The following is a 21,501-nucleotide window of genomic DNA, read 5'->3' as shown; positions in this document are numbered from 1 at the left end:
TGTGCGCCGCCCTTCGGGTGTCCTATTGCTATCGCGAGTTAGGTGCGCCGCCGGGCCAGAGCAACTGCTAAAGCAACTGCAACTGCAACTGCAACTGCAACGACAACGGCAACAGCAAAAGCAAAAGCGCCCTCATCCGCCCTTCGGGCACCTTCTCAGCTTTGCACTCCCTTCGGTCGCCGCAAGCGGGAGAAGGGACGGAAACTGCCGCTGGGGCTGGGCTGCCGCTACGCGGGATCAACCATCCAACGTCGCTATCGCCATCGCCGTACTCGCCGACGGCCGCGGCAACGGCTGCGACATCGCCAGATAACGGCTCGGCGGCATCCCGATCAAACGCTTGAACATCGTCGTGAACGCCGACGCACTCTCATAACCCAAATCCAACGCCAACACCGTAATCGCCTCCCCCGCCGCCAACCGCGGCAACGCCGCAAAGATCGCCGCCTGCCGGCACCACTGCGCGAAACTGGTCCCGGTCTCCGCGCGAAAGCGGCGGGTGAAGGTGCGGCGGCTCATCGCCAGATCGCGGCACCAATCGTCGATGCCGTCGTGCGGCGACGGATGCGCCAGATACGCGCGGCAGCGTTTGGCCAGACGCGGGTCGGCCGGGAACGGAATGTCCAGCGGCAACACCGGCGCGCGCTCGATCTCGTGCACGATCAACGAATAAATCAGATCCGGACGCGAGCCGCTGCCGGCCTCGGCCTGCAACGGCAGGTCCAGGGTCTCCAGCAACAACTGCCGCATCAACGGCGCGACCCCGATCACCCGGCAATCGCCCGGCAACGCCGCGCTCACGTCGGGATCGATGTAGATGCTGCGGGTGCTGATCTGCGCCAGCACGTGCACGTCGTGGCTCATCCCCGCCGGCACCCAGCAGGCGCGCTCGGGCGGAACGATCCAGCGGCCGGTCTCGGTGCCCACCACCATGATCCCGTGCGCGGCGTACAACAGCTGCGAGCGCCGGTGCTTGTGCCGGGCGATCCGGTGGTGGGTCGGGTACTCGTTCGAGGTCGCGACGATGCGGCCGGGCAAGGAGTCGGCGAGCACCGCCTGGACATTGCGCATTGGCCCGTTCTCGAAGATTGTTGACCTGAATGATAGTGCGGGCAGGATCAAGGAGGCGTCTACTGAAGGCCATGCCTGCCCCGCCCACGCCGAGCCGATGACCACCCTGGACCCCGCCGCCGCTCCGACCGATCTCGCCGATAGCCCGACCGCCGCGCAAATCCCCGCGTTCCAGGCCGACAACCCGCCCGCCGCCGAGAACGCCAAGATCGCTTTGCCGATTCTGGCGATGCTGAGCGTGTGTCATCTGCTCAACGACATGATCCAGTCGCTGTTGCCGGCGATCTATCCGCTGCTCAAGCAGTCCTTCCATCTGGATTTCGGCCAGATCGGCCTGATCACCCTGACCTTCCAGGTCACCGCCTCGTTGCTGCAGCCGCTGGTGGGCATCTACACCGACAAGCGGCCGATGCCGTGGTCGCTGGCGATCGGCATGGGCTTCACCCTGACCGGCCTGTTGCTGCTGTCGCAGGCGACCACCTTCGCGATGCTGCTGTTGGCCGCGGCCCTGGTCGGTTCGGGTTCGTCGGTGTTCCATCCCGAATCCTCGCGGGTCGCGCGCATGGCCTCCGGCGGCCGCCACGGTCTGGCGCAGTCGCTGTTTCAGGTCGGCGGCAACGTCGGTTCCGCGCTCGGTCCGTTGTTGGCGGCGTACATCGTGATGCCGCGCGGCCAGGCCAGCGTCGGCTGGTTCGGCTTCGCCGCGTTGGCGGGGATGGTGATCCTCAGCCGCATCGGCCTGTGGTACCGCGCGCAGATTCCGGCCCAGCGCAAACACCGCGCCTCGGCCACGGCGCAGCCGATGCTGCCGCGCAAGACCATCGTGGCGACGCTGCTGGTGCTGGGCGTGCTGATTTTCTCCAAATATTTCTACATGGCCAGCCTGTCGAGCTACTACACGTTCTATTTGATGGAGAAATTCCAGCTCAGCGCGCAGAGCGCGCAATTGCATCTGTTCGTGTTCCTCGGCGCGGTCGCCGCCGGCACCCTGGCCGGCGGGCCGATCGGCGACCGCATCGGCCGCCGCTATGTGATCTGGTTTTCGATCCTCGGCGTGCTGCCCTTCACCCTGATCCTGCCGCACGCCAATCTGCTGTGGACCACGGTGTTGAGCGTGGTGATCGGGCTGGTGCTGTCGTCGGCGTTCGCGGCGATCCTGGTGTATGCGCAGGAACTGATCCCCGGCCGCACGGGCATGATCGCCGGCCTGTTCTTCGGTTTCGCCTTCGGCATGGGCGGCCTGGGCGCGGCCGCACTGGGTCAGCTGGCCGATCACATCGGCATCGAAGCGGTTTACAAGATCTGCGCCTACCTGCCGGCGATCGGCTTGCTGGCCTGGTTCCTGCCGAAGCTGGAAAAACGCAAGCCGCTGGCCGGCTAAACACGCCCAGGGCGCGGCTTGCGCCGGCTCCGCGGCGTCACCACATCGGGCTTACGCTTGCCAACCGATCGCGTCTCATCCGACGCGACCGGACGCGCGCAACCTGCCGGCCCATGCACCAGACCTCTCTGTTCGACAACGATCCCCAGCAGCCGGTGGACGACGCCGAAGGCGGCGTGCGCTATCTGCCGGGCGTGTTCGAGCGCGACTGGTGCGAGCGTTTGTTCGCGGTGCTGTGGGAGCAAGCGGCCTGGAATTCGCAGCAGCGGATGATGTACGAGCGTCTGGTCGAGGTGCCGCGGCGGGTGGCCACCTACCGGCTCGACCGCGACGCCTTGCCGCCGATGCTGGCGCAAACCGCCGAGCGGGTGCGCGACACCTTAGGCGCGCCGTTCAACAGCGTCGGCCTCAACCTGTACCGCGACGGCCGCGACAGCGTCGCCCCGCACAACGACAAGCTGCACGACTTGATCCCGGGCCAACCCATCGCGGTGCTGTCGCTCGGCGCGACCCGGCGCATGACCCTGCGCGCCAAGCGCGCGCCGCATCGCGTCTGGCATATGGACTTGCAGGCCGGCAGCCTGGTGACGATGAGCCATGCCTCGCAATACCACTACGACCACGGCATTCCCAAACAACCCGGCGTGCTCGAGCCGCGCATCAGTCTGGCGTTCCGGGTGCGCCCGCCGCCGGCTTAGGGCGGCACCGTCGCCTGCAACGCCGCCGCCAGCGCCGCATCGCCCGAGGCCAGATCGCTCCAGCTCAGGCTCAGGCCGTTGCGGCGGCCCTTCTCGGTGAGCTTCAAGCCTTGCGGATCGATCAGCACCGTGTAGAGCTTGTCGCCGATTTCCACTTCGCGTCGGATCGGTTTGTCGAGTCGGGTCATGATGGGTCTCCCAGCGATGAAACGATAAGGCGCCCGAGCGCTCGCGGCGGTTCAACCGCCGCGGTACCAACGCAGCAACGGCTCGGGCAGCCGCTGCGCCAGATCGACGCCCAAGGCGGCGTGCGCATCGAGCGTGTCGAGCAGATTGCGCCGCAATACCGCCAGCGGCGGCGCATCGAGCAGATCCAGCTCGCCCTGCAATTGCGACAACAGTTCTTGTGTGCGATCAAACAGGAAATCGCCTTGCGCGCTTAGCTCACCGGCGAACCAGTCGCGCAACGGGCGGTGCACGGTGTGCCCTTGGTCCAGTAAAGCGCGCGCCTGCCGCTCCAACTCCGGATAGGCGCCGCGATACCACTCGCTATGCCCGCCTGCCTGCGCGCGCACGGTCAGCGGCGCGGGCGCGTTGTGTTCGCTCAGCAGATGGCGCAGCCGCAGTTCCAGGCCGCGGGCTTCGCGCACATGGTCGGTCTGCACGGCGAAGGCGCGGTCGAGGTCGAAGAACTCGAAATAGCGCGGTTGCAGTTGTTGCGCCCGGGCCAAGGGATTGCGCGAGAAGCCGAGCTTCAGCAGGTCCTCGTACGCGCAAGGCAGCACGTACAGGAAGCAGCGCCCCTCGCTGGCGCCGTGGACTTTCTCGGGCTCGCTGCTGCGCAGGAACGACATCGGCGGATGATCGCGCGGTTCGGTCTCACGCGTCGATCCCGAGCGCGCAAAAATCTCTCGCAGCGCGACCGCCGGTCGGAAGCCCCGCGGCGGCCCGCGCTTCACGCGAACAACCGGCGAGGCCGCGGCAACGCGGACGCTCCGACTCATGCCGGACTCCGATGGCCGACGGGTTCGCGAAACGCCACCCACAGTGCTCATGCGTAAGCGGCGGCCGCCGCGCCGCGGGTACGCGACGCGACGGCCACCCGCGCGCCTTACTTGCGCGCGCTCTTGTGCGCGGCGATCAAGCCGCTGGTATCGACTTTCTTGACCCCGTCGATGTTCTTGGCGATCGAGGCGGCCTTGTCGGCCTGGGTCTTGTCGACGCTGCCCGACAACTTGACCACGCCGTTGACGGTTTCCACGCTGATGTCGGTGCCGGCGACTTCGCTGGACGCCATCAGTTCGGTCTTGACCTTGGTGGTGATCCAGGTGTCGCTGACCGGTTGCGCGGAATCGTTGCTGGCCGCGGCGGTGGCGGGATCGTTGTCGGCGCGGGTGCCGGCGGTTTGCGGGGCGGCCCAGGCCGCGCTGGACAGGGCGATGCTGAAAGCGGCGATAGCGATGACGGTAGTCTTCATGAGTGCGTCCTCTTGTAGTCGGAACCGGATGCCGCGGCGCGGCTCGGTCGGAACAGGGGGCGGCCCGGACCGGGTTGCGGATCAGTGATGATCCTTGCGGCCGGAGCCGGATTTCTTGCCGCCGTGGTCTTGTTTGTTCACGGTGCGCCAGGCGCGCTCCTCGGCTTCTTTCTCCGACACGCCCTGCTTGCGATAGCCTTCTTCGATGTGTTCGGCCTGACGTTTCTGTTTGTCGGTGTAAGACGATTTATCGCCTCGTGACATGTCCGATCTCCTCGCGTTGCTTGCTGCGTGCATTCGGGACTTCGCTTGCCGGCGTACGGCCGGCGCGTGTTTGGGGTTTACGCAACCGACGCTACCCGCGAGGAAGTTAAGTTCAGGCCAGCGCGACGTTAGCGCGAAGTGTTCGGTTCATCGCGATCGCGCGTGAATGTCGACGATTCCGGCTGTCACGACCGAATCACGCCGATGCCGTTATCAACGTCGATGACGCAGCAGTCCACGAACGCACGCCATCCGAATTTCTTCGAGGAGCGCATTCATGCACGTCATGGATCAGTTATGGGTAGTCGGCGGCACAGCCTATGCCATGGTGCTCGGCGGCGCGATCGGTTTCGAACGCGAACTCAAGAATCGCCCGGCCGGTTTCCGCACGCATATGCTGGTGGCCGGCGCGTCGTCGCTGCTGGTCGGCATGGGCCAGCTGGCGGTGATCGACCCGCGCTTGCGCATGCCGTTCCTGGTCAACATGGACCCGATGCGTTTGGTCGAAGCGGTGATTGCCGGCGTGTCCTTCATCGGCGCCGGCACCATTTTCGCCTGGCGCGGCGGCAAGGATGTAGCGGGCATCACCACGGCGGCATCGTTGCTGATGGTCGCGGTGATCGGCGCGAGCACCGGTTTGCGTTATCACTTGCTGGCGCTGGCGGCGACGCTGTTGACGTTGCTGGTGCTGGTAACGCTGAATCGGGTCGAAGGTCGCTTCGGCATCAAGTCTTCCGCGACCCGGGCGGGCTTGTCGCCGTCGCCGAAGACCGGACAACCGGATCGAGACGAGCGCGAGTAAGCGCGGGCAGCGCAGCGGCTACGGCCGATCCGACCGCCCCGCTCCACCCGCCTCGGCCTTGTCCAGCAACTCGCGCGCCTTGCACGCCAGCTCTTCGTAATGCGCGCGGAACCGCTCCAGCGCCTCTTCGTCGAGTTCTTCCAGGTCCAGCAAGCTGTTCTCGGCCGACTCGGTCGCGCGGATCAACTCGTCCAGCTTGATCTGCACCGCGGCCGCGTCGCGGTTCTGCGAGTTCTGGATCAGGAACACCATCAGAAAGGTAACGATGGTGGTGCCGGTGTTGATCACCAACTGCCAGGTGTCGCTGAAGCCGAACAGCGGCCCGGAGATCACCCAGGCCAGCACCACCGCCACCGCCAGGCCGAAGCACAGCGGATGGCCGGTAAAACGCGCGGCCGCCTTGGCGCCGCGCTCGAATCCGTGGCGCACTGCGCTCATTGCGCATGCCGTTGACGATGCACGCGCAGGTAAGCGGCGGCGACCACCGAACGGGCCTCGTCCCAATCCAGCTTCGAGGCGCCGCGCACGCGTTTGTAGCAAGCGCGCAATTCTTCTTCCATTTCCTCCAGGCTGCGGCCATGGCCGCGCATGTACGCGTCCAGGCCGAGCTTGAGCGCGGGCTCGTAGTCGCACAAGCGCAGGCCGACGCGATCGACCAGACCGCGATAATGGCCGCGCCAGTATTTCAACTCCGAATCCAGATCCAGCGCATCGGGCGACAGGATCGCCTCGGCCGATCTGGGCAGGCCGACGACGCCGAAGGCGCGCGGCGCGGCGGCGGCGTGCAGGGAACGGGGATCATGGCTTTCGAAACGCATCTCAGACTCCTTGGCATGCCGTGGCATGCGAGGTTGGATCGGATGAACGCATTCGGCGTGGGTGGAACGCTCAGACGCGGAGTTTTGTTCGCATCGCGGCACTAGTCCGATTGCATTCGCTGATTCACGGCCCCCTTGCGGTCCCACCTTGGCACCGTTTCGTGCGAAGACGGTGTTAGTGAGCGACACCGATGTTCCCGTTGCGTTCAGTCCGGTCGCGTGGTCGCAAGCGACCGATACGCGGGTGCAGCGTTCCTGCACCGATGAGATTGCAACAAAGCGCGCGCATCGCAGCGATTGACTCGGATGCGCAGCGATTCGATTACATCGGACTTACATCGCATCGACGTGTCGTTAACCCGTCCGACCGACGTCACAGTTCGCAACTGAATCGGTCAGCCACGCGCTTGCCGCGCAAATCGGCGAAATAAATCGCCGCGATCGCGTTGTGGCCAGATCGCGGCAAAGAAATGTTGCGTCGGCGCATCGATATGGACGCCGCGACATCATCGATGCGCGGCGATCAAGAACCGCGCACACCCAGATTGCGCAGCACCTCATCGATGCTCGACTCGGCCGCGGCGGCGGCGCTGCCCGGTCTGCGGGTCAGCAAGCGGTGCGCTTCGCGCTGTTCCTGCGCCGACAGCGGCTCGATCGTCTCCACTTGCCCGGCCAGCAGGCTGGCCACCGCGACGCCGTCGCGGAAGGCGATGCGCGCGCCGGGGATGCGCGGCACCTTGGTCCCGGCCAGTACGCTGCCGGTGAGATTGAGCGGATCGGCCGCGGACACGCACACGATCTCGCCGTCGTGCTCGCGCGCGCGCACCTGACGCAAGGCGTTGACCGCATCGGGCAAGGCGAATTGCTCGCCGCTCATGCCGCTGACGAAGCGGCCGCCGCGGATCTCGCCGCGCGCCTCCAGGCGCCGATACACCCGCAACAGATCGCGCCACGGCGGCAACCAGGCGGCCTCGCGTTGGATCAGGCGCCAGAACACCACACCGTAACGCTGCAACAGACGCCAGGCGATGTGCTCGACCGCCTCGGCGTCGCGCGCCGCGATGGCCGCCTTCTCGGCCGCGCCCAGCTCCGCCGGACCCGGATCGCTCTCGACCGCGCGGGTCGACGACCAGCGTCCGGCATCCTGCAGATCGGTCAGCATCGCCCGGCGCCGGCGGTGGCCGTGGGTGGAGGCGCGCTTGGACGCGGGCACCAGCAGCGCGCGCAATCCGGCGAAGCTGTCGCAGGTGATGCGTCCGCGCGTCACCAACTCGCCCAGCGCCTCTTCCAGTTCGGTGCGCAGCAGATGCGCCTGGGTCTCCAGCTCATCGAAGAACGAAGCGCCGCGCGCCTGCAGCACCGCCAGCACCCGCTGCGCGCGCGAGGACACCGGCGCGGCGTCCGGGTTGGCGCTGGTGGCCACCCGCCAATCGGCCAGCGCGCGCCGCGGCAGCAGCACGATCGGCGTCTGCCGCACGCTAGGCACGCCCTGCGGTACGGCGTTGTCGCCGTTGCTTGGGGCCGCATTCGGCCGCAGCCGCGCCCAGGTCATGCGCCCGGCCGCGCACAATTCATCGAGCCAGGCAGAGTCGTAATCGGCGATGCGCGCCGGCAGCAGTTCGCTTTCCCACACCGAGGCCGGCGCTTCGAAGCCTTCCAGTTGCTCCAGCACTGCCTGCAAGGCCTGCGGGCCGTTCATGCGCGCGCGCTTGGACAGGCGTTGCCAGTCGAACAGGAAGCGGGCGTAGTCGCGCGGCGCCACCGGTTCGATCTCGCGGCGCAGGCGACCCACCGTGTAACGATGGATGCGCGCCAGCAGATGCCGCTCGCACCATTCTTCCTCGCCGCCCAGCAGGCTCTCGCGGCTGAAGCGGCCGCGCATCACATAGCCTTCGGCTTCCAGTTGCAGCAACGCCAGTTCGATTTCGCCGGCCTCGCGGCGGCTGTCGCGGGCCAGCGCGGCGACGGTGGTCGGGCCGAGCGCGGTCAGGCGCGAGCGCAGCAGGTCGATCAACGCGGTTTCGAAGCTCCAAACGACCTGGGCGTATTCGTCCGGCACCCGCACCGCCGGTTCGGCGATGGCCTCGGCGAACACCGCGCGCGCCTGCGGCAGGCCTTCGGTGGCGACCCACCAACCGACCTCGACGCGCTCCGGGCTCAGCCGCAACGCGGTCGCGCGGCCGTTGCCGGCCAAGGCGGCGAGCCATTCGCGCCAGGCTTCGCGCTCGGCTTCTTCCGCGGTGACGTAACCCAGGCCCATCAAGGCCTCGTGCATTTCCTCGGCGTCGCGCACCTCGGGCCAGGCTTCCTCGCGCACGGCGTCGATGGCCTGCGGGTCCAGCCGGCCCAGATCGTCGGCGCTGTCGGCTTCGGCGTAACGCCGCGCCATCACCGCCTGGGTGCGGCGCTCTTCCAGCGGCGCGTCGTCGAGGAAGGCATACGGCTTGGCGTTGATCGCCTCGGCGGCGATCGGCGACGGGCCGGTGACGTCGCGACCGACCACCCGGATCTCGCCGGCTTCCAGGCGTTGCAGCATCCGCAGCCAACCGGCGCTGTCCATCGCCTCGAACAGACAATCGTGCAAGGTCTGGGCGACCAGCGGGTGATCGGGCACCTCGCGCTCGCCGACCAGATTCTCGGCGCAGGCGACTTGATCGGGGAATACCGTCGCCAGCAGGTCCTCGCTCTTCATCCGCTGCAATTGCGGCGCGACCTTGCGCCCGCCGACGAAACGCGGCAGCGCCAGCGAAGTGGTCGCGTTCCAGCGCCAACGCACGCCGAACAAGGGCGCGTCCAGCAGCGCCTGGATCAGCACGTCCTGGGCCGAGGCCGAATGCAGATAACGCGCCACGTCTTCCAGGGCGAAGCTGTGGCTGGTCGACAACGACAGCACGATCGCGTCTTCGGTCGCGGCGGCCTGCAGTTCGAAATTGAACTTGCGGCAGAAACGTTTGCGCAGGGCCAGACCCCAGGCCTTGTTGATCCGGCTGCCGTAAGGCGAATGGATCACCAACTGAGTGCCGCCGGATTCGTCGAAGAACCGCTCGAACACCAGAGTGTCCTGGGTCGGCACCAGCCCGAGCGCATGGCGGGTGCGGCCGAGATAATCGGCCAGTTGCAAGGCGCTGGGCGGATCGAGCGCGAACTCCTCGGCGATCAGCCGCGCCGCGGCGGCGTTGTCGGCGCTGCGTTCGCAGGCCGCGTCCACGGCCGCGCGCAGGCGCGAGACGCTGTACGAAAGCTCATCGCTGCGGCCGGGCGCCTCGCCCAGCCAGAACGGAATATTCGGCGGCTGACCTTGCGCGTCTTCCACCCGCACCCGGCCCGGCTCGACCTTGAGGATGCGGTAGCTGGCGTTGCCGAGCTGGAACACGTCGCCGGCCAGGCTTTCGATGGCGAAGTCTTCGTTGACGTTGCCGATGGTCTGCGCTTCGGGTTCCAGCAACACCTGGTAGTCGCCGGTTTCCGGAATGGTGCCGCCGGACATCACCGCGGTCAGCCGCGCGCCGCGGCGCGCGCGCACCCGGCCGTGCACGGCGTCGCGATGGATGTAGGATGCGCGCGGCCCGCGCCGGGTGGTGAAGCCGTCGGCGAGCATGCGTACGATCGCGTCGAATTGTTTGCGCGGCAGCTGCGCATACGGCCAGGCCCGGCGCACCCAGGCGAACAATTCGTCCTCGCTCCACTCGCGCGCGGCGACCTCGGCGACGATCTGCTGCGCCAACACGTCCAGCGGCGCCGGCGGAATCCGCAAGGCATCCAGTTCGCCGCGGCGCACGCTGTCGAGCAAGGCCACGCATTCGACCAGGTCCTCGCGCGATTGCGGGAACAAGCGCCCCTTGGGCACGCCGCCGACGTGGTGACCGGCGCGCCCGACCCGCTGCAGGAACGCGGCGATCGCCCGCGGCGAACCGAGCTGGCAGACCAGATCGACATCGCCGATGTCGATGCCCAGTTCCAGCGACGCGGTCGCCACCAGCACCCGCAGCTGCCCGCTCTTGAGCCGTTGCTCGGCGTCCAGACGCAACTCGCGCGACAGGCTGCCGTGGTGGGCGGCGACGACCTCGCGTCCCAATTTGTCGGCCAGATGACGCGCGGCGCGTTCGGCCATGCGCCGGGTGTTGACGAACACCAAGGTGGTGCGGTGCTCGCTCACCAGCGCCGACAGGCGCTGATAGACCTCATCCCATTGCTCGTGCGACATCACCGCCGACAACGGCGAACCCGGCAGTTCCAGGGCCAGATCGCGCTGCTTGGCGTAGCCGATATCGACGATCGCGCAATCCGGCCGGCCCCACGCGTCGACCGCATCGGCGCCGACCAGGAAACGGGCGACTTCGTCGATGGGTTTCTGGGTGGCCGACAGGCCGATCCGTACCGGCGGCTTGGCGCACAGCTCGCGCAGACGCTCCAGGGTCAGGCTCAGATGGCTGCCGCGTTTGTCGTCGGCGACGGCGTGGATTTCGTCGACGATCACCGAACGCACCGTCGACAGCATCGCCCGGCCGGATTCGGAGCCCATCAACACGTACAAGGACTCGGGCGTGGTCACCAGGATGTGCGGCGGCCGCTTGCGCATCTGGGTGCGCTCGCCGGTGGGCGTGTCGCCGGTGCGCACCGCGGCGCGGATGCCCGGATCGGGCAGCCCCATCCGCCGCAGCTGTTCGGCGATGCCGGCCAGCGGCGCTTCCAGGTTCAGGTGGATGTCGTTGGACAGCGCCTTCAACGGCGAGACGTAGACCACCGCGGTTTCATCGTTGAGGCCTTGGGCCAGGCCTTGGCGGACCAGATCGTCGATCGCGGCCAGGAACGCGGTCAGGGTCTTGCCCGAACCGGTCGGCGCGGCGACCAGGGTGTTGCGGCCGGCGCGGATGTTGGGCCACGCCAGTTCCTGCGCCTGGGTCGGCGCCGGAAACCTCGCGCGGAACCACGCGGCGATGGCGGGATGGAAGTCGTCTAGCACCATGGTCTTGCGGCGTTCTCGGGCCGACCGGGCGAAGGGCCTGGGTGATATCCAGATGGGGGCGATTGTGGCATTGGGAACCGCCCGCGCGGCCAGGGGCCGGCGACGGGGCTGGAGGCGGTGAACGGTTCAGCGCCGTCACGCGGGCTGAAGCTGCGCCAGTTGAAGCTGCGCCAGCCGAAGCTTGACCTTCCCATCATGGCAAGGCCCATCCTGCGACGCATCTGGTCCCCCAAGGATGTTTGCATGAACGCCATCGCCCACCCTGCCTCCGGCCTGCGCCAGCTGCGGTTGCCCATTTCCGGGATGACCTGCGGCTCGTGCGTGGGCCGGATCGAAAAAGCCCTGCGCGCGTTGCCGGGCATCGATTCGGCCAGCGTCAACCTGGCCACCGAAAGCGCCCAGCTAGCTTTCGACGCCAGCGTCTCACCGGCTGAGATCGAGCGCGCCGTGCGCGGCGCCGGTTACTCGGTGCCCAGCGCCGAGATCGTGCTGGAGGTGCGCGGGATGACCTGCGGCTCCTGCGTGGGCCGGATCGAGAAGGCGCTCAAGGCGCTGCCGGAGGTGTTGGAGGCCACGGTCAATCTGGCCACCGAGAAGGCCAGCGTGCGGGTGCTGGAAGGCACCGAGGCGGCTGTCCTGATCGCGGCGATCCAGCGCGCTGGTTATGTCGCCACCCTGCCCGGCGGCGACGACGGCAACGGGGGCGGCGGCGGTGTCTCGACCGCCGCGGCGCCCGATGGCGCGGCGCACACGGTCGCGGGCAGCGCGCCCTCGGCTTCGACCTCGGCCGGCGCGGCCTCATCGGCGCTGAGCCAACAGACCCGCCACCTCATCATCGCCGCCCTGCTCACCGCGCCGTTGATCGCGCCGATGCTGGCGCTGCCGTTCGGCAAGCACTGGATGCTGCCGGGCTGGCTGCAATTCGCCCTGGCCACGCCGGTGCAGTTCTGGCTGGGCGCGCGCTTCTACCGCGCCGGCTGGGCGGCCTTGCGCGCGCGCAGCGGCAACATGGACTTGCTGGTCGCGCTCGGCACCAGCGCCGGTTACGGGTTGAGCCTGTATCACCTGCTGCGCGGCGACGCGATGAGCCTGTACTTCGAAACCTCGGCGGCGATCATCACCCTGATCCTGCTGGGCAAATGGCTGGAAGCGCGGGCCAAACGCCAGACCACCGCGGCGATCCGCGCCTTGCAGGCCTTGCGCCCGGCCAGCGCGCGGGTGCTGCGCGACGGCGTCGAGCAATCGTTGCCGATCGCGCAGCTGCGCGTGGGCGACCTGGTGGTGGTGCTGCCGGGCGAGCGCATCGCCGCCGACGGGCGCATCGTCGAGGGCCGCACCCACGCCGACGAATCGCTGATCACCGGCGAATCCCTGCCGGTGGCGCGCGGCGAAGGCGACCGGGTCACCGGCGGCGCGGTCAACGGCGAAGGCCGGATCGTGGTGGAAACCCTGGCCGTCGGCGCGGAGAGCGCGCTGGCGCGGATCATCCGTCTGGTCGAGGACGCGCAAGCCAAGAAGGCGCCGATCCAGCGCCTGGTCGACCAGGTCAGCGCGGTGTTCGTGCCGGTGGTGATCGGCCTGGCCTTGCTGACCCTGCTCGGCTGGGGCCTGGCCACCGGCGACTGGAACCGCGCCATTCTCAACGCGGTCGCGGTGCTGGTGATCGCCTGCCCGTGTGCGCTGGGCCTGGCCACGCCGACCGCGATCATGGCCGGCACCGGCGTGGCCGCGCGCCACGGCATCCTGATCAAGGACGCCGAAGCCCTGGAGATCGCCCACCGCATCGACACCGTCGCCTTCGACAAGACCGGCACCCTGACCGAGGGCCAGCCGGTGCTGACCGAATGGGTCGCCGTCGATGGCGACCGCGACGCCCTGCTGCGCCGCGCCGCCGCGTTGCAGGCCGGCAGCGAACATCCGCTGGCCAAGGCGGTGTTGCGCGCCGCGGCCACTCAAGCCACCGCCGCGACCGCCACCGCCGCGCAAGTGCAAGCGGTGCCCGGCCGCGGTTTGCGCGGACTGGTCGAAGGCCAGCCGCTAGCGCTCGGCAGCACCCGCATGCTCGAAGAAGCCGGCGCCGACCTGTCGCCGCTGCGCGCCCGCGCCGACGCCCTGGCCGCCAGCGGCCACAGCATCTCCTGGCTGGCCCGACAGGACGGCCACGCCACGCGCTTGCTGGGTCTGCTCGCCTTCGCCGACACCCCGCGTCCGGGCGCCAAGGCGGCGATCGAACGCTTGCACGCGCAAGGCCTGCGCATCGCGATGATCTCCGGCGACCACGCCGGCGCCGCGCGCGCCATCGCCACCCAACTGGGCATCGACGAAGTCCGCGCCGACGTGCTGCCCGAGCACAAGGCCGCCGAAGTCGCCGAACTGGCCCGCACCGGCACGGTCGCGATGGTCGGCGACGGCGTCAACGACGCGCCCGCGCTGGCGGCCGCCGACGTCGGCATCGCCATGGGCACCGGCACCGACGTGGCGATGCAGGCCGCCGGCATCACCCTGATGCGCGCCGAACCGGGGCTGATCGCCGACGCCATCGCGATTTCGCGCCGCACCACCCGCAAGATCCGCCAGAATCTGTTCTGGGCGTTCGGCTACAACGTCATCGGCATTCCGCTGGCGGCGTTCGGCCTGCTCGATCCGGTGTTCGCCGCCGCGGTGATGGCGTTCTCCAGCGTCAGCGTGCTCGGCAACACCTTGCTGTTGCGTCGCTGGAAGCCCGCCCCCACGGTACACCCCGCATGACCAGGAATCCGACCATGAACCGCGACGTGCCCGAACTGGCCCAGGCCAAGGCCGAAGGCTTGCACAACATCGGCGAGGCCGCGCAGCTCAGCGGCGTCAGCGCGAAGATGATCCGCCACTACGAGAGCATCGACCTGATTCCGCCGGCCGGCCGCAGCATCGCCGGCTATCGCTTGTACAGCGACAGCGACCTGCACCGGCTGCGCTTCATCAAGCGCTCGCGCTCGCTGGGGTTTTCGATCAAGCAGATCGAAACGCTGCTGGGGCTTTGGAACAACCGCTCGCGCGAGAGCTCGGAGGTCAAGCGGCTGGCGTTGAGCCATGCGGCCGAACTGGCGGACAAGATTCGCGAGATGCAGACCATGCAGCGGACCTTGGAGCAGTTGGCGCTGCGGTGTCATGGCGACGATCGGCCGGATTGTCCGATTCTTGAGGATTTGGCGCAGAGTTGTTGTGAGGATGGGGAGTTGGCTCGGTAGTTCCGCCGGGGAACCTGATTTCGCCGTCATCCTCCATCGCCCCCTACCGTCACCCCCTACCGTCATTCCGGCGAAAGCCGGAACCCATTTTGACGTTGCTGTTGCTGTTGCGGTCTGGAGCAACGGCAAGATCAAAATGGGTTCCGGCTTTCGCCGGAATGACGGTGAAGAAATGACGGTGAAGAAATGACGGTGAAGTGGTTACGGTGAAGCGGCGATGGCGACCTGGGAGTTTCGCCGTAACCAGGGCGAAACAAGTACTCCAACGCCACCCGATATCAGTTGAGTTTAGCCACCCAAGCCAACGGCATCCGCTGCATCAACCACCCCAACGGCGCCCACGGCCACCACGGCACGTAAGCCTTGGCTTTCTCGCGCTCGATCGCCCGCACCAGCAACCGGCAACCGGTGGCCTCATCGATGATGAAAGGCGTCTGCTTGGCCGGCGCGCCATCGTTCATTTCGGTGCGGATATAACCCGGATAGATCGTACTGACCTTGATCGAAGGCTTGCGCAGCATGTCGGTACGGATGCCCTCGGCCAACGACGCCACCCCCGCCTTGCTGGCGGCATAAGCGGTGAGTCCGCCGCGCATGCCGCGCATCGCGCTCATCGAGGAAATCAGCACCAGATGCCCTTGCCCGGCGTCGCGGAAGATCTCCATCGCCGCTTCGCACTGCGCCAACGCGGCCAGGAAGTTGGTTTCCACGATGCTGCGGTTCAACGCGAACTGCCCTTTGCCGATCGGCGCGCCCTGGCCGATGCCGGCGTTGACCACCACCCGGTCCAGGCCGCCGAGTTCATCGCGCAGCGAGCCGAACACCGCGAACACCTGCGGGTAATCGGTGACGTCCAGGCTGCGGATCGCCACGCGGATGCCCGGATGCGCGGCTTCCAGTTCCGACTTGAGCGCTTCCAGCCGGTCGGTGCGGCGCGCGCACAAGGCCAGGTCGCTGCCGGCGCGGGCGAATTCGCGGGCCATGCCGCGGCCGAGTCCGGAACTGGCGCCGGTGATGAGGATGCGCTTGCGCATGGGGAAGCTCCGGGTCAGCGATAAGTGATGAGGCCTTCGCGCGCGTACAGGTGCGCGTGGCCGTTGAAGGTGGACAGGCGCAGGCCGCTGGCGGCGACATGCAATTGGGTGTGGCTGGCGTTGACCAGGGTCCAGCTCAGGCGCAGGGCCTGGGCGTCGGAGACTTGCAGCAAGTGCTGCGCGACCGCGGCGATGGGGCCGCCGGAGGTGAATACCCAGACGTTGCCGGAGTCGCCCGCCGCGATGGCGGCGGCGTGAGCGGCGGCGACGCAGCGGGCCTGGAACGCGGGCCAGGTCTCGTCGTAGTCGCTGTCGTAGCGGCCGTCGCACCAGCGGGTCATGGCGGCGGCGAACAAGGTCTGGAAGGCGCGGCGTGGGTCGGGTTGGGCGCTGAGGTGAGCGACCAGTTGGTCGTGGTCGGTGTACTCGGGGGCGTGGCGGGCGAGGATTTGGGTGTGGTCGAATTCGTTCCAGCGGGGGTCGGTCTGGTCTGCCGCGATCTTGGAGGCCCTCACCCCAGCCCCTCTCCCGCTCGCGGGAGAGGGGCTCGGATCGGCTTGGGATTGGGCGATGGCGGACAGGCATTCTTCGGCGGTTTGGCGATGCCGGCGCATGCCGCCGCAGATCGCGACATCGCCCTCGCCCGCCAACGGCGCCAGCGCAATGCCGAGCAGGCGCGATTGTTCGCGGCCGAGATCGCTGAGGCGGTCGTAGTCGGCCGCGCCGAAGGCGGCTTGACCGTGACGGATCAAATGAATCGTCGCCGCCATCTCAACCGCGCTCGCGCGCGATCGCGCGCCGGCAACGCCAGTGCAGGTAATTCACCGACAACCAGAAGCGCTTGAACGCCGGATTGCGGGTCTGGCCATGGTGGTAGCGGTAATAGATCTGCTGCGCGATCGCCGACAGGCGGAACAAGCCGTAGACCTCATAGAACGCCCAACTGCGCGGACGCAGGCCGGTGCGCTGGCTGTAGTACTCCATGACTTCGCGGCGGCTGAACATGCCGGGCAGATGGGTCGGTTGCCGGCGGGTGTCGCGGGCGATGAAATCGTCGTCGGCCTGCACCCAATACGCCAGCAGATTGCCGACATCCATCAGCGGATCGCCGAGCGTGGCCAGTTCCCAATCGAGCACGCCGATCACCCGGGTCGGGTCGGCGGCGTCCAGCACCACGTTGTCGAAGCGGAAATCGTTGTGGGTCAGGCAAATGGTTTCGTCTTGCGGCAGATGCGTGCGCAACCAGTCGATGATCTTGCGCCCGCTGGGGACGTTCCAGGTGCGCGCGTCGGTGTAACGCTTGCTCCAGCCTTCGATCTGGCGCTGGGTGTAACCCGCGCCCGGCGCGAGTTGCTCCAGGCCAGCGGCGCGGTGGTCGACCCGATGCAGGCCGATCAAGGTGTCGAGCACGTTCGTGCACAGCCGGCGCACTTGCTCGGGCGAAAGCTGCAGATCGCGCGGCGGGTTCTTGCGCAGGATCAAACCGTCCAGACGCTGCATCACATAGAACTCGGCGCCGATCACCGATTCGTCCGCGCAATGCGCATACATCCGCGGCACGTAGGGATACACCGGCCCGAGCGCTTGCTGGATGCGGAACTCGCGCCCCATGTCGTGCGCCGATTTGGCCTTCTTGCCGGCCGGCGGGCGACGCAGGATCAGGTCGTCGTTGTCGTACTGCAGCCGGTAGGTCCAGTTGGACGCGCCGCCGGCATATTGGGTCACCTGAGCCTGACCGCGCAGATGCGGCAGCCGCGGCTTGAGCCAGGCATCGACCGCGGCGCTGTCGAGTTCCTCGCCGCTGCGCACCGCCCGCGCCTGATCCCGGGACGCCTCGCTCATCCCTTGCTGCCCGCCGATTGCGCCGGTTTCTTGCCCGCCCCGCCCTTGCCGCCGCGACGCATCGCCGCTTCGTAAAAGCGATACGGCAGCAAGCGCTTGAGCATCCAGAACCGCTTGGCCGAGGCGTGAGTGAGTATGCGGAACTCGCCGCGCGCCACACCGCGGCGGATCAGCGCGGCGATCTCGTCGGCGCCGATCTTGGATTCGTCGACCAGCTTGCGCATCCACCGCGCATAACGCGGATCGCTGCTGCGCAGGCTTTCGCTGAGGTTGGTGCGGAAGAACGCCGGACAGGCGACGCTGACATCGACTCCGGCCGGTTCCAGTTCGGCCTTGAGCGTTTCCGACAGCGCCACCACCGCGGCTTTGGTCGCGTTGTAGGCGCCGGCGAAGGGCGGATGGATCAGGCCGGCCATCGAGGCGATGTTGAGCAGACGGCCGCGTCCCTGACGGCGCATGATCGGCGCGAACACCTTGCAACCGCGCACCACCCCGAGCAGGTTGATGTCGATCATCCATTGCCAGTCGGCGATCGGCATCGCCTCCACCGGCCCCATGTCGGCGACGCCGGCGTTGTTGACCACCAGATCCACGCCGTTCCAGTTCGCCTGCAGCCAATCCGCGGCGGCCTGCAGGTCTTCCTCACGGGTCACGTCGCAGTGCAGGTAATGCGCCTGCGCGCCGGCGGCGCGCAATGCGGCCAGGGTTTCTTCGCCGCGGGCGCCGTTGACGTCGCCGATGCACACCCGCGCGCCGTCGCGCGCGTAGCCTTCGGCGAGCGCGCGGCCCAGGCCGGAGGCGCCGCCGGTGATGAAGACCCGTTGCCTGTTCGTCGCGCTCATGCGGCCTCCTTTGCGCGATCGCGGCCGAGGCCGTACTTGGCCAGTTCCATCCGCGCGACCATCGCCCGATGCACTTCGTCGGGGCCGTCGGCGATGCGCAAGGCGCGGGCGATCATGAACAAACCGGTCAAGGGCACATCGTGCGAAACGCCGGCGCCGCCGTGGATCTGGATCGCCTGATCGACGATCCGCTGCAGCATGTTCGGCGCGATCACCTTGATCGCCGAGATTTCGGTCATCGCGTGCTTGACCCCAAAGCGTTCGATCTTCCACGCCGCGTACAAGGTCAGCAAGCGCGCCTGATCGATTTCCATGCGCGCGTCCGCAACACGTTCCAGATTGCCGCCCAGACGCAGGATCGGTTGCCCGAACGCCACCCGCGATCCACCGCGGCGGATGGTCAGTTCCAGCGCCCGCTCGGCCGCGCCGATGGCGCGCATGCAATGGTGGATGCGGCCCGGCCCGAGCCGGCCCTGGGCGATGGCGAAGCCCTGCCCCAAGCCACGAATCAACTGATCGCGCGGCACCCGCACGTTCTCGAACACCACTTCGCCATGGCCGTAGGGCGGATCGTATTCGCCGAAGGTCGGCAGCATCCGTTCGATCCGCACGCCCGGCGCATCCAGCGGCACCAGCACCATGCTGTGGCGCGAATGCGGCGCGGCGTCGGGATCGGACAGGCCCATGAAGATCGCCAGCCTGGCCTGCGGATGGCCGATGCCGGTGGACCACCATTTGCGGCCGTTCAAGACCAAGTGATCGCCGTCCTGTTCGATTTCGGCCTGCATGTTGGTGGCATCCGACGATGCCACTTCCGGCTCGGTCATGCAGAACACCGAACGGATTTCGCCGTCCAGCAGCGGCCGCAGCCACTGCGCTTTCTGCGCGTCGCTGCCGAAGTGATAGAGCACTTCCATGTTGCCGGTGTCCGGCGCGTTGCAGTTGAACACCTCGGCGGCGAACTCGTAATGGCCCATGGCCTCGGCCAGCGGCGCGTATTCCAGCACCGACAGACCGGCGCCGAGTTCGGCGTCGGGCAGGAACAGATTCCACAGCCCGGCCTCGCGCGCCATCGCCTTGAGCTCGGCGATGCGCGGATGCACCCGCCAGCCGCGCCAGTCGGCGCCGGCGTTGCTTTCGGCGTTCTCGCGCCGGTATTGGGTCTCGAACGGGGCGATGTGGGCGTCGATGAAACCCTGCAGACGCAGCAGGTAATCCTCGGTGCGGGCGCTGGGTGCGAAGTCCATCACGAAAGTCCGCGACGCCGGAACGGCCCGGCCGGAGACCATCCTAGGCGCCCGGTCCGCATGAATGAAGTGATATTTGCTAACGTTTAGCGATGAACCATATTCATAGCAAAAGCGAGCAACTCGACCTCAACCTGCTCAAGGTGTTCGAGGCGGTCTACCGCGAGAGCAACCTCAGCCGCGCGGCGCAGGCGCTGTACCTGACGCCTTCGGCGGTCAGCCACGCGCTGGCGCGGCTGCGCCAGCACTTCGACGACCCGCTGTTCGTCCGCGACGGCCGCCGCATGAGCGCGACCCCGGCCTGCCAGCGCATCGCCCCGCAACTGATCGACAGCCTGAGCCGGCTGCGCGAGCTGTTGCAGCAATGGGACCGATTCGACCCCGCCCACGCCCGCCAGGGCTTCCGCATCGGCATGCCCGACGCGACCGAAAGCGCGCTGCTGCCGGCGCTGGCGCAGGCGCTGCGCACGCAGGCGCCGAACGCGACCTTGGCCAGCGTCGCTCTGACCCGGCGCGAACTGGGGCGCGAGCTGGCCGCCGGGCAAGTCGATCTGGCGGTGGACGTGGCCTTGCCGATCAGCGAACCGGTGCGGCACCGGCCGTTGTTCCAGGACGGTTTCTGCGTGGTGATGCGCGACGGCCACGCCTTGGCCAAGCGCTTGAGTCTCAAGCAGTACTTGCAGGCCTCGCACGTGGCCGTATCCACGCGCGCCAGCGGTCAGGTGATCGAGGACATCGCCTTGCTCAATCTGGGTTTGCAGCGCACGGTGGCGCTGCGTTGCCAGAACTATCACTCCGCTTGCGAAGTGGTGGCGCAATCGGACGCGCTGCTGACGATGCCGGCGGGCCTGGCCGGCCGCATCGCCGCGAACGCGCGTCTGCGCCGGGTGGCGGTGCCGTTCGCGCTGCCGGCGGCGCAGTTGCATTTGTATTGGCATGCCAACAGCGAGTTCGAACCGGCCAATCGGTGGTTGCGCGAGTTGGTTTCGGTGGTGTGCGAGCGTGGGCTGTTCGATTGATCGGTGCGCTTCAGGCGCGATGGGGAGTTCGGAAAGATGTTGAGTCGCGAAGATGTGCTGAACGCATTGACCGAGTTCCGCGCCGAGTTGCGGGCGAGGAAGGAAGCGCTCGATGAGGCGTTTCATTTCGACGATCGCGGGAGCGTATGGGGGGCTTACCAGGGGCTTATACGCATTGCGGATACGCATGCTGGGTTGCTGGAAGAGCTCGATGACGCGCGGCCGTTGTTCGCGAGCGCGGAGGCCGGCGGGGGCGATGCGTATGGCGGAACGATCGAGGCCGTGGGCGAGATCATGGTGGTTCTTCGTCACATAGCGGTCGCGATCGAGCGCTACCACGATTCGAGCAACAAGCTGGCCCGAATGGAAACCAAGCTTGCCGCAGCTTTTTCCCGCTTGTAAGCGGCGAACCCAGCAGCACTACGAATCCCCATGAACTAAAGCCCGAAGACTGCCCTTCTCCCGCTTGCGGGAGAAGGTGCCCGGAGGGCGGATGAGGGCGCTGTTGCTCTTGCTGTTGCTCTTGCTGTTGCTCTTGCTGTTGCTCTTGCTCTTGCTGTTGCTGTTGCCCTGGCCCGGCGGCGCAACTAACTCGCGATAGCAAAAGGACACCCGGAGGGCGGCGCACAAGGACGTGCGCCGGGTTCCGTCGTGGGCAGGATGCCCACTACGGAACCTGCCTGCGCAAGCTTCGCACTCGTGGCTCTTGACTCGAAACAGGGAGAGCATTTTTCTTTGGTGACTTTCTTTTGTTGCTCTGGACAAAAGAAAGTTACCCGCCGCTTTAGTGGCGGAAGCATTTGATCTTGCTTG

The 21,501-nt window shown here is 67.5% G+C and carries 20 protein-coding genes and 1 pseudogene; 7 read left to right on the top strand and 14 right to left on the bottom strand.

Annotation, left to right across the window (positions count from 1 at the left end; genetic code table 11):
• Window positions 1-237: 237 nt before the first annotated feature.
• A complete protein-coding gene (locus tag V7787_RS46850; RefSeq protein ID WP_336094606.1) occupies window positions 238-1,071 on the bottom strand; it encodes an AraC family transcriptional regulator in 834 nt (277 codons plus the stop codon).
• A 229-nt stretch (window positions 1,072-1,300) separates the two neighbouring features.
• Here V7787_RS46850 and V7787_RS46845 point away from each other — a divergent pair, with 229 nt between their 5' ends.
• Window positions 1,301-2,452 carry an MFS transporter gene (locus V7787_RS46845; protein WP_442965369.1) on the top strand — a complete coding sequence of 384 codons (1,152 nt, stop codon included), beginning with the start codon at window positions 1,301-1,303 and terminating at the stop codon, window positions 2,450-2,452.
• A gap of 113 nt (window positions 2,453-2,565) precedes the next feature.
• Window positions 2,566-3,150, top strand: coding sequence for an alpha-ketoglutarate-dependent dioxygenase AlkB (locus tag V7787_RS46840; protein WP_336094604.1), 585 nt, complete (start codon window positions 2,566-2,568; stop codon window positions 3,148-3,150).
• Here V7787_RS46840 and V7787_RS46835 read toward each other — a convergent pair.
• The 4 genes and pseudogenes from V7787_RS46835 to V7787_RS46820 all read right to left on the bottom strand — a co-directional run.
• Window positions 3,147-3,338 (bottom strand): hypothetical protein, encoded by a 192-nt coding sequence (locus V7787_RS46835; RefSeq protein ID WP_336094603.1) that lies wholly within the window; start codon window positions 3,336-3,338, stop codon window positions 3,147-3,149. The genes V7787_RS46840 and V7787_RS46835 overlap by 4 nt on opposite strands.
• A gap of 51 nt (window positions 3,339-3,389) precedes the next feature.
• Complete coding sequence (locus tag V7787_RS46830) at window positions 3,390-4,004, bottom strand: GIY-YIG nuclease family protein (protein ID WP_336094602.1); 615 nt, start codon at window positions 4,002-4,004, stop codon at window positions 3,390-3,392.
• A 257-nt stretch (window positions 4,005-4,261) separates the two neighbouring features.
• A complete protein-coding gene (locus tag V7787_RS46825; protein WP_336094601.1) occupies window positions 4,262-4,627 on the bottom strand; it encodes a BON domain-containing protein in 366 nt (121 codons plus the stop codon).
• A 96-nt stretch (window positions 4,628-4,723) separates the two neighbouring features.
• Window positions 4,724-4,891: pseudogene (locus V7787_RS46820) on the bottom strand (hypothetical protein); the annotation flags it as partial.
• Between the two features lie 277 nt (window positions 4,892-5,168).
• Between V7787_RS46820 and V7787_RS46815 the strand changes: the two are divergent.
• Entirely contained in the window at window positions 5,169-5,693 is a 525-nt protein-coding gene (locus V7787_RS46815) for an MgtC/SapB family protein (RefSeq protein ID WP_336094600.1), read from the top strand.
• Between the two features lie 18 nt (window positions 5,694-5,711).
• Here the strand turns inward: V7787_RS46815 and V7787_RS46810 are convergent, their stop codons facing one another.
• From V7787_RS46810 to V7787_RS46800, 3 genes are all read right to left on the bottom strand, one after another.
• Window positions 5,712-6,131, bottom strand: coding sequence for a low affinity iron permease family protein (locus V7787_RS46810; RefSeq protein ID WP_336094599.1), 420 nt, complete (start codon window positions 6,129-6,131; stop codon window positions 5,712-5,714).
• The gene (locus V7787_RS46805) at window positions 6,128-6,511 is read right to left on the bottom strand and encodes a hypothetical protein (protein WP_336094598.1); all 384 of its coding nucleotides are present in this window, start codon (window positions 6,509-6,511) and stop codon (window positions 6,128-6,130) included. Before V7787_RS46805 ends, V7787_RS46810 begins: the two co-directional genes overlap by 4 nt.
• Before the next feature lie 523 nt (window positions 6,512-7,034).
• On the bottom strand, window positions 7,035-11,477 hold the full coding sequence (locus tag V7787_RS46800) for a DEAD/DEAH box helicase (RefSeq protein WP_336094597.1): 4,443 nt from the start codon (window positions 11,475-11,477) through the stop codon (window positions 7,035-7,037).
• Window positions 11,478-11,720: 243 nt separating this feature from the next.
• On the opposite strand from V7787_RS46800, the gene V7787_RS46795 reads away from it, so the two are divergent.
• Window positions 11,721-14,225, top strand: a complete 2,505-nt coding sequence (locus V7787_RS46795) for a heavy metal translocating P-type ATPase (protein ID WP_336094596.1) — start codon at window positions 11,721-11,723, stop codon at window positions 14,223-14,225.
• Between the two features lie 14 nt (window positions 14,226-14,239).
• Window positions 14,240-14,704 (top strand): Cu(I)-responsive transcriptional regulator, encoded by a 465-nt coding sequence (gene cueR, locus V7787_RS46790; protein WP_336094595.1) that lies wholly within the window; start codon window positions 14,240-14,242, stop codon window positions 14,702-14,704.
• A gap of 278 nt (window positions 14,705-14,982) precedes the next feature.
• Here the strand turns inward: cueR and V7787_RS46785 are convergent, their stop codons facing one another.
• The 5 genes from V7787_RS46785 to V7787_RS46765 are packed head-to-tail and all read right to left on the bottom strand — an operon-like array spanning window position 14,983 to window position 19,669.
• Window positions 14,983-15,738: an SDR family oxidoreductase gene (locus V7787_RS46785; protein WP_336094594.1), complete on the bottom strand. Its 756-nt coding sequence runs from the start codon at window positions 15,736-15,738 to the stop codon at window positions 14,983-14,985.
• Between the two features lie 14 nt (window positions 15,739-15,752).
• Entirely contained in the window at window positions 15,753-16,508 is a 756-nt protein-coding gene (locus V7787_RS46780; protein WP_336094593.1) for a histidine phosphatase family protein, read from the bottom strand.
• A gap of 1 nt (window position 16,509) precedes the next feature.
• Window positions 16,510-17,580 (bottom strand): phosphotransferase family protein, encoded by a 1,071-nt coding sequence (locus V7787_RS46775; protein WP_336094592.1) that lies wholly within the window; start codon window positions 17,578-17,580, stop codon window positions 16,510-16,512.
• On the bottom strand, window positions 17,577-18,422 hold the full coding sequence (locus V7787_RS46770; protein ID WP_336094591.1) for an SDR family oxidoreductase: 846 nt from the start codon (window positions 18,420-18,422) through the stop codon (window positions 17,577-17,579). The genes V7787_RS46775 and V7787_RS46770 overlap by 4 nt, the downstream gene beginning before the upstream one ends.
• Window positions 18,419-19,669, bottom strand: coding sequence for an acyl-CoA dehydrogenase family protein (locus V7787_RS46765; RefSeq protein ID WP_336094590.1), 1,251 nt, complete (start codon window positions 19,667-19,669; stop codon window positions 18,419-18,421). Before V7787_RS46765 ends, V7787_RS46770 begins: the two co-directional genes overlap by 4 nt.
• Window positions 19,670-19,761: 92 nt before the next feature.
• On the opposite strand from V7787_RS46765, the gene V7787_RS46760 reads away from it, so the two are divergent.
• Together V7787_RS46760 and V7787_RS46755 are read left to right on the top strand one after the other, a co-directional pair.
• On the top strand, window positions 19,762-20,688 hold the full coding sequence (locus tag V7787_RS46760; protein ID WP_336094589.1) for a LysR family transcriptional regulator: 927 nt from the start codon (window positions 19,762-19,764) through the stop codon (window positions 20,686-20,688).
• A gap of 36 nt (window positions 20,689-20,724) precedes the next feature.
• Window positions 20,725-21,090, top strand: coding sequence for a hypothetical protein (locus V7787_RS46755; protein WP_336094588.1), 366 nt, complete (start codon window positions 20,725-20,727; stop codon window positions 21,088-21,090).
• 18 nt (window positions 21,091-21,108) lie between these two features.
• Here the strand turns inward: V7787_RS46755 and V7787_RS46750 are convergent.
• Window positions 21,109-21,501, bottom strand: a 393-nt coding sequence (locus tag V7787_RS46750; protein WP_336094587.1) for a hypothetical protein, incomplete at its 5' end; no start/stop codon positions are given.

The organism is Pseudomonas sp. CGJS7 (assembly GCF_036961695.1).
Note: the sequence above shows the minus strand (reverse complement) of the source record. Positions and strands in the feature narration are given on the sequence as shown.